The organism is Thermosphaera sp., from assembly GCF_059755995.1.
The window spans coordinates 18,589-27,409 of record NZ_DBOUKL010000070.1 but is presented as its reverse complement, the minus strand read 5'-3'; the positions used below and the strand labels follow the sequence as shown (position 1 = coordinate 27,409).

Annotated in this window: 8 protein-coding genes; 7 read left to right on the top strand and 1 reads right to left on the bottom strand. The window is 43.3% G+C overall.

What is annotated here, in order from left to right; translation table 11 throughout:
* From AC3OH0_RS07070 to AC3OH0_RS07045, 6 genes are all read left to right on the top strand, one after another.
* Positions 1 to 1,610 (top strand): hypothetical protein (locus AC3OH0_RS07070; protein ID WP_498345290.1); only part of this gene is annotated, 1,610 nt, incomplete at its 5' end.
* Between the two features lie 71 nt (positions 1,611 to 1,681).
* Positions 1,682 to 2,056 carry a hypothetical protein gene (locus tag AC3OH0_RS07065; RefSeq protein ID WP_193435829.1) on the top strand — a complete coding sequence of 125 codons (375 nt, stop codon included), beginning with the start codon at positions 1,682 to 1,684 and terminating at the stop codon, positions 2,054 to 2,056.
* Complete coding sequence (locus AC3OH0_RS07060) at positions 2,043 to 2,402, top strand: hypothetical protein (RefSeq protein WP_498345289.1); 360 nt, start codon at positions 2,043 to 2,045, stop codon at positions 2,400 to 2,402. Before AC3OH0_RS07065 ends, AC3OH0_RS07060 begins: the two co-directional genes overlap by 14 nt.
* A 25-nt stretch (positions 2,403 to 2,427) precedes the next feature.
* A complete protein-coding gene (locus AC3OH0_RS07055) occupies positions 2,428 to 3,909 on the top strand; it encodes a B12-binding domain-containing radical SAM protein (RefSeq protein WP_498345288.1) in 1,482 nt (493 codons plus the stop codon).
* 50 nt (positions 3,910 to 3,959) lie between these two features.
* A complete protein-coding gene (gene metG / locus AC3OH0_RS07050) occupies positions 3,960 to 5,471 on the top strand; it encodes a methionine--tRNA ligase (protein WP_498345287.1) in 1,512 nt (503 codons plus the stop codon).
* A gap of 17 nt (positions 5,472 to 5,488) precedes the next feature.
* Positions 5,489 to 6,457: an ROK family protein gene (locus AC3OH0_RS07045; protein WP_498345286.1), complete on the top strand. Its 969-nt coding sequence runs from the start codon at positions 5,489 to 5,491 to the stop codon at positions 6,455 to 6,457.
* On the opposite strand, the gene AC3OH0_RS07040 is transcribed toward AC3OH0_RS07045, so the two are convergent.
* Positions 6,458 to 7,777, bottom strand: coding sequence for a hypothetical protein (locus tag AC3OH0_RS07040; protein WP_498345285.1), 1,320 nt, complete (start codon positions 7,775 to 7,777; stop codon positions 6,458 to 6,460).
* 54 nt (positions 7,778 to 7,831) lie between these two features.
* Between AC3OH0_RS07040 and AC3OH0_RS07035 the strand changes: the two genes are divergently transcribed.
* The gene (locus tag AC3OH0_RS07035) at positions 7,832 to 8,815 is read left to right on the top strand and encodes an isoaspartyl peptidase/L-asparaginase (protein WP_498345284.1); all 984 of its coding nucleotides are present in this window, start codon (positions 7,832 to 7,834) and stop codon (positions 8,813 to 8,815) included.
* Positions 8,816 to 8,821: the final 6 nt, after the last annotated feature.

Below are 8,821 nucleotides of genomic sequence, written 5' to 3'. Positions count from 1 at the left end.
GAGGGAAAGTCAGTCCTGATAAAACAATGCTACTTCCCGTTGACATTCATCCTTTCGTCGTACCAACAGTAATAAGCAGGTTGAAGGAAGAGCTGGATATCACCGATTTCATAATCATCACGCGTAGGGAGACGGCTGAAAGCATAAGGAACGTGATGGATAGTTTTCCCTCAGACGTTAACATATACTTCGACAACATAATGTCGAAAAGCCTGTTGAAAGATAATATTTTTGAAAACCTGTTTTTGACGAGAAGTCTTATTAAATCCCTTGAAGGCAAGCTAAACAAATTATACATTGATATATCAGCCATGTCTGGTCCTTTCGCAGGAGGAATCATGGAGGAGAAGAATCGTTTAAATATCGAAATCGTTTTCACACACGTTGACATAATACCTCTTCCAGGATTACCCCCATACCCATACAGTCCTAGATGGGTTCACAAACTCTATATTCACGGAAAAGTTGAACCAGCCCAACCATCCAATCAGAGCAACCAGTACTTGGACCTACCTCGCGAAATAAGATGGCAGGGTAGCAAGTACGTATTCATGGAGATATCCAATATCCTAAACAGCATTACAGGTAAAGGGCTGGTTGAATCATTCTATGAAGGACAGAGGCATGTCCCGAGCGAAGGAGATAGGTTAAGCATTTACGCTTCCCTACCGGGAAGTGATGAGAAGAAACTACTTCTAACCATGGATACTAAAACCGGTCCTTCCGAAGAAGCCGTGACTATGATGTATGACAGCTGGAAAATCATATCGAACATGATACATGAGCAGAATAGTGATGTTGATAAGACATTGCTAGATAGGGTTCTGATGCAGATTCAGAGATACACTGGAGCTGTGGACTTGATTGTTAAAGAAATGAAGCCTTCACGTGTTGAAATACGTAGGGATGATCAAACCAGGGAGCACAGAGAATATAAAGGCTGGAAGATTCACAGCTTCCTCATCGACCTGGTTAGACAGGTTAAGAAGCCTATCGGTCTTCTCCCAGACACCAACATGTTTTATCAAGGATTCCATGTGACCTTGTTAAAGGCGAGCATAAAGAACGGTCATCCCTGGTCGTCAATAGATGGTTTAAGAATTTACATACCGATCTGTGCTGAAGCAGAGATTAATGGAAAAGTCGCTGAGTCCGCGGGAGAGGCCAAAGGTTTATCCCTATACTCCTACGTAATGGCTTTGCTCGCTAATAGAGCTATTGATGAAGTTAAAAAGTATTATGGAAGTTTTCAAATACCGGCTGTTAGCCCTCCATGCGAAGCATCAATAGCTGTTGTAGCCCAGAATATCCACGAAGAGAAGGCCATATTAATGACTGCCGATAGGAAGGCTTACAACGCGTGGCAAACCATAAATGTCTGCAGCGATAAAGTTCTCTGTGTCTACGTGGGTCATCAACACAAGACGATAAACATTGATGGATTGTTCTCAAAGTACTATGCTAGCATTGTGCTCGCTAACCTACTATATGTTAGTAGCTTATTCGTAAACCTGGATATTGTTTCAACACAAGACAAGCTGAGACTAAGTCTCGAAAGCTTGAAAGGAAGCAATGCACCCGTAGTTAAAGTTTCCCGTATCTTAACCTAAGCCATTACCTTATATTTTTTATCAAAAATTCTTTAAATACTGAACGTTCATAATATTGTTCAGGGAGCTTCATGAAACCCCTTGTGAAATTGATGACCCTGCTAGGGCTCCCCCCGGTAGCGGGGATAATTCTGTCGGTCCTACTAACTAGCGGGACGCCTCTCGATCTTACTGAGCTCTCTAGAAAGACAGGTTATGCTAAGAGTCATCTATCGCAGACTTTGAAACTACTCTATGCAAGAGAAATCGTTGATTTCTATGTTGAAAGAAAGAAGAAATACTTCATAGTTAATAATCAGGGATTGTTAAAAGCGCTGAGAGAGCACATCAACAATTTAATTGATTCCTTAAACCAGCTTGCAAACCTCACTGAGAACCCGGAGTTTCTGAAACTTTACTTAGAAACTTTCAGGGATATAAAAGGTGAACATAATGTTCGACGCTAGTGTTCCAGTAATCCTTATACCCAGCGCTGATGCCTCTCGCCTTTATGATGCCTTGTTGAAGATAAGCATTAGAGAACGCAAGAAAAGGCTATCCATTTACATCTGGTTGAATGGTGAAAACATTGAAAAACAGGTGGAAAAGTTAAGATCAATTATAAGTTTAAACCATATATTAACATTATCGTTCTTTGTTCTGCGCTCGAATCTAGAGGTTCTTAAAAAACACAATCCTAATCGGATTTACATTGTTTTCCCCGAGACACGTAAAGAAGTAGCACTAAGCATAGCCGGGCAGCTCTCTGAGACGAAAACAGAGGTTGTGGAGGTGGAGATCCCTGGGTTATGAGATTATTTTAACATCCGATAGGACAATGATGAGTAATCATCATGGAAGAGAATTCCTCGGATTCGTCGCTACAGCGCCGCCTATATTTCTACCTGAAAGCTTATGGATGTATATCGCATCCCCCAAGGTTGAAGTGGACGATGAAGGGAAGCCCAGGGAAGCACCTTATGGGATGAGAAAGATCGAGGCGGTTCTTAAAGAAAAAGGCTTCAAGGCGTCGATCATTGACCCTGATCATTTAGGAAAGCACCTGGATTCGATGAAGGTATTAATGCTGAGCCACCACGATTACTTTGGCTATGGCCCTCCAACCAGCGAATGGTGGAGTTTAACTGGGAAAGAACCGCTGAACCGGAGAAGCTTTATTAAGTTAATGAACAAGCCGGAAGTCCGCAAGGCGAAGAAAAAGGGCGTGAGGATCATTGCTGGCGGTCCAGCAGCTTGGCAATGGCTTTACGAGGTGAGGAAGTTCATAGAGTGGGGTATTGACACAGTAGTAGACGGAGAGGCTGAAAAAATCATCGTCGACCTGGTTGAGAAAGCATTAAATAACGAGCCTCTCCCGAAATACGTTTACATAGGATCGGGTGATGTCCCATCCGTTGACGAAATCCCCATTATTAAGGGAGGAAGCGTAAATGGGCTCGTGGAGATAATGAGAGGTTGTCCGAGAGGCTGTAAGTTCTGCAGCGTCACCTTGAGACCCCTCAGATTCATACCGCTGGATAAGATCGTGAAAGAAGTCCAGGTGAATTTAACCGCGGGGGTGAAGGGAACGATTCTCCACAGCGAAGACATCCTCCTCTACCATGCAGACGGCGTTAAACCCCGTCCAGAAGCTATAATCAAACTCCACGAGGAGGTATTGAAACTCGTGGGAGAAAACGGCTCGTTCGCATGGTCTCATGTAAGTCTATCGGCTTTGAAATACGCGGAGGAAAATCATGGGCTTATCTCGAAACTTATGCATGAGTATATTCTAACAGACTCTAGAAGGTTTATCGGGGTTGAAGTCGGTATTGAAACAGGCTCTCCAAGACTGGCTCAGGAAATAATGCGTGCCAAGTCACTCCCCTATCCCATAGAGGACTGGCCCGACGTTGTCGAAGACGCTTTCAAAATAATGCATGAAAACTCTATCATTCCCGCAGCAACAGTTATTCTAGGATTCCCAGGCGAGACAGGAGATGACGTGGTTAAAACAATTGAGCTAATAGAGAGGTTGAAAAACTACAGAAGCCTCATAGTTCCAATGTTCTTCGTGCCAATGGGGTCTTTAAAGAGTGGAGAATGGTTCATCAGAGACCACTTGAAACGGGAGCATGTGGATGCGCTGTTGAAAATTTACAATCACTCCATATACTGGGCTGAAGACATTATGAACAAGTATTACTTGAAATCCCCTGCTAATCTCCCCGTGAGACTGTTGCTCAAATTCTTCATACGATACGCTAGAAGGCAGGTAAATAAGTACGTTGCAAAAATTGAAGAATATATTAAACAGTAGTGATTTTAAAAGCGTCAACGAGGATAAAATGAAAGTAATAGGGGGAAGCAATGAACACGTTTTACATTACAACACCCATATACTATCCCAATGGCCCGCCACACATAGGGCATGCATATACAACAGTTTACGCTGACGTGCTTGCAAGGTTTGCCAGGCTTCTTGAAAAAGACGTTTTCTTCTTAACAGGCAATGATGAACACGGGCTGAAAATTCAGAGATTCGCGGAAAAACTAGGTAAAACCCCTAAGGAAGTTGTTGATGAAATGGCAACAGTGTACAGGGATTATTGGTTAAGGCTGAATATATCGTATGACTACTTTATCCGCACAACGGATAGTGTTCACGAGAAGGTTGTGATGGATAGTTTTCGAAAACTATATGAAAAAGGCTATGTGTACAAGGACAAGTATGGCGGGTTCTACTGCGTAGAGTGTGAAAAATACTATTTACCTGGAGAATACGTTGAAGTAGAGGGCAAGCCTTACTGCCCCATTCACAACAAACCCTTGGAATACCTAGAGGAGGAAACATATTATTTCAAACTAAGCGAGTTTAAGGATTTCTTGCTTCAGGTTTTAAGAAACGATAAAATTGTCTATCCTGAGGAGTATTCCCTTGAAGTTACTTCTAGAATAGAAAAAGAGGGTTTGAGAGACATATCTATTGCAAGGCCTGTTGAAAGGGTTTCATGGGGCGTCAAAGTACCTTTCGACCCGAGTTACGTGATATACGTATGGTTTGATGCCCTATTGAACTACATAACTGGGGCAGGATATGCCACAGATCCCTCAAGGTTCGAGAAATATTGGGTAAACGTCCACCATGTTGTTGGGAAAGATATTTTATGGTTCCACACAGCTGTTTGGTTCTCAATCCTTAAAGCACTAGATATTCCTCTGCCTAAAAAAGTCCTTGTACACGCGTTCCTGATAAACAAAGGTTTGAAAATCGGTAAGAGCGCTGGAAATGTTATTTCGATAGATGATCTGCTTTCAAGATACAACGGCCCTGACGGAGTTAGATACATACTATCTCGAGTATTCAATATGAGCAAAGACAGTGAGGTTTCATTCGAATTAATGGATGCCATATACAACGATGAATTAGCAGACACGTACGGAAATCTTGTCAGAAGAGTGGGAGCCCTAGCAATGAAGAAATTAAAGGGTAAAATCTATAGAAGAGAGGTTGATAAGAAACTGAATGAGCAGATAACCCTCAGGCTAAACACCTACCTTGAGCGCATGGGGAATTATGACGTGCCAGGCGCAATTATTGAAATAATGGAGCTTTTAAGAGAGGGTAATGCTTACGTTAACAACACGAGGCCTTGGGAGAAGGAAGATCCTAGCAAGGAGCTTTACAGTCTGCTAGAGCTTATTAGGGTTTCAACAATAACTTTGGCTCCTGTGATTCCTAATGCCGCCTCGAAAGTGGCTGAGGAGTTCGGGTTTAGAATTGAAAATCCCGCAAGGGTTCAACTAGGAGTGCTTGAAAGATACAACATAAGGAATGCTCCTATACTTTTCAAGAAAGTAATGCCACAGCAGAGTACGTGATTTAAGGGATACTTGGAATGAAGTATTATCTTGCAATAGATCTTGGCGCTTCTAAAACCAGAATAGCAGTTTGCTCTAAAGACTCGATTATTGAAAAAATCGTTGAGACAACCCCTAAACAAGGGGATGAATACGCTATTGCGAGATTTATTTGGGAAGCCGCAATAAAACATTTTCCTGAATATATTGAAAATATTGAAGCCGTGGGAGTCGCATCCATCGGCCCATTGGACATAAAAAGAGGCGTAGCCGTGAACCCGACGAATCTCCCGTTTAAGGAGATAAAACTTCTCGAGCCTTTAACAAAGTACTTTAAGGCAAGGGTTATAGTAGCAAACGATGCCGTGGCCGCTGCGTGGGGCGAGAAAAACTACGGCTTGGGAAAACCGTTCAGAAACCTCATATACCTCACCCTAAGCACCGGTATTGGAGCGGGAGTCATAGTTGACAACCACTTGCTGATTGGTAAAGAAGGCAACGCTCACGAGGTAGGCCACATTGTTATCGACTTCAATTCCGAGCTTGAATGCGGGTGCGGGGGAAGGGGGCACTGGGAGGCTTTCGCAGGCGGGATAAACATTCCTAAGGTGGCGAAATGGCTTGCTTCAAAACACGGGATTAATTCAGATTTGCTAGAATTTCTAGTGAATCACCCTGAGGCTACCGCTAAGGATGTTTTCGAATACTATAGGCGGGGAGACCGTTTAGGCGTGCTAGTAGTTGACTTGTACGTGAAAGCCTCGAGGGCAGGTATAGCCTCCATAATAAATACTTACGATCCGGAGCTCCTGGTCATAGGGGGTGGAGTGTTTCTTAACAACCAGGACATACTCTTCGAGAAAATGATAAGCGGGCTGGAGAACGATGTTGTAACCTCAATGCCTATCATTAAACCAACAGGCTTCGGAGATGATGTTGGCTTATACGGTGCGTTAGCATTAGCGGTTAATCCTCCACGCGAGCTTGTCGAAGTACAAGGTATTTGATTATTTAATTTTTATAGTGAACGCTTCAACTAGAGCCGCTAGAGCCAATATAAGCAACCCTAGTATAACAAGCCTCCAGGAGTTAGGTCTTCTCCAGGTAAAGGCAAAGGTCACGAAGAATGAATAACTAACCAATTCAAGGATCGCATGTGGCATGATTAATAAGAGGAGTGGACTGTAGTCTCCAATTGTAAGCTTTTCAGGGGTTAAACTACCTATTACCAGTCCAGCATTGTTAACACCTATGCTCATCGGAATCGTGCCTAAATAAGGAGTAATTGATGCTAAAGCGATCCCCATGTTGTTCAAGAAGATAGCACCGGACAGGCTGAGAACCGGTAAATCCTGGAGAGATGAAATTCCTTCCAGGGACTCCCTGAATATTAGAGAATACGTCCTGTACCCTGCTACACCTATCATCATTGACAACATTATCATTAGATAAATTAATCCCGCATTAACAAGGAGAATCCTGGATATGCTATTATTCCTGAGTTTTTGATTCACGAAACTCCATGCGAGGCCTATGCCAAAATTCATTAAAAAAATCGAGGGCAACCCGAGATATCCTAGCACAGCGTGGAGTGAGCTGAAGCTTAGAAGAAGGCCTATGAAAAACACTAAGGGCCTCGCAGGCTCGTAAGCTGTGATTTCATACTCTATCCTAGGAGGGGGGTTGGGGTGGGTGGAGTGTACTCTTTCAATGTGACTATTATAGGTTTTCACTACTCTGAATGATTGATAAATTAAATAAGTGCCAAGAGTGAGGAAAACAAGCGCTATTTCAACAATGATGCGCTCCGTGAAGAAATACGGTGTGAGTTTCTTGCCCAGCAGAGCCTCTTCCTCATCGATCATATGGTCTCTAAGCGTTTTTTCAACCAAGCTTATAATTATAGGGTATGAAAAACCACCAGTCACAAATGAGAGTACTAGTCCCGTAGCAGGTGAAGGTATCTTAGCCTTTGAAAGCCTGTTTTTCAGGTAATATAGAGATGCGTTGAAAGACCCCCCTCCTAAGAAATAATATGTGGTCACGCCGCTCGTGTAAAGATGGTTGATCACTTTATCCAAGAGGATATACGTGCTCACACTAGAGGAAAGCAGTGATGCTATAAGGAATGATGAAACGATAGAAGACGTGAATAGTGTAAGGTTTAAGGATAATGCTTCCACCAGCATTAACAAAACGGATAGAATAAAGCCCGTGATAAATATCCCGGGGAGTACGTGGATAAATGGAGAGATCTTGTCGAATTTGAAAGACCGGACAAGGGACTCTAACTCTCCAGCTGTTTGCTGTATCGTCTCGCTCGACACTTTCCCACCTATTTTAAAGTTAAAACCAGTATATTATTAAACCTTGGTGATTCAATGGTTAAAGCCTTAATCCTTCACGGCGGTGCCGGCTCTTGGAGAGAATCCAAGGTTAAGGAGAAGGCTGTTGAAGCGATCAGGAATTGCACGCTGGAAGGATGGAGAGTGCTGAACACGACAAACAACAGTGTGGAAGCAGTGATCTCTTCCGTAGCTTGCATGGAGGATTCGGGTTATTTAAACGCGGGCGTTGGTTCAGTGCTTGATCTTCACGGAGGTAGAAGCCTTGATGCTGGGTTAATGAGTTCCAGCGGGCTGTTAGGAGCTGTGGCAGGGGTAAGAAGGATTAGGAACCCAATTAAACTCGCAAGAATCATTGCTGAAGAGACCCCGCACGTGTTAATTGTTGGTGAGGATGCTGACAACTACGGATTGCTCCGTGGCCTACCCCTGCTACCTCCTCCCCCATTACATGTATATGAAAGATATATCGAGTCGTTGAGAAAACTTCTTTCACACGAGGTAAAAACCGAGTATGGTGGAAAACTGGTCGAATACTTGGGTAAAAACAGTAGTGTTAAACAAGCTTTGAAAAAAGTTGCTGATGTCGGAGACACTGTGGGAGCGGTCGCAATAGATGATAACCAGGTTTTAGCGGCTGCAACAAGCACCGGGGGAGTTTCGTTTAAACTACCTGGGAGAGTAGGGGATTCACCCATCCCCGGCGCAGGTTTCTACGCATCTAATAATATAGCGTGTAGCGCTACAGGTATTGGAGAATACATTATAAGGGCAATGCCTTGTTTAAAGGCCCACCTTGAATATCCACGGTTTGAAGACGCTTGGAAAACAGCATACAACGTGCTAAGGGAGGTAACGGAGGCTGTTGGAAGCGATACTATGGGCTTCGTCCTAGTTGATAACAAGGGGAGAATAGCGTATGCATATAATACGGAGGCGATGTTGATCGGCTATGTTACTGAAAAAGGCGAAATCATCGTTGACGAGAAGCCTCCACAATATCTTGAGAAACCGTTCTAAGGGTAA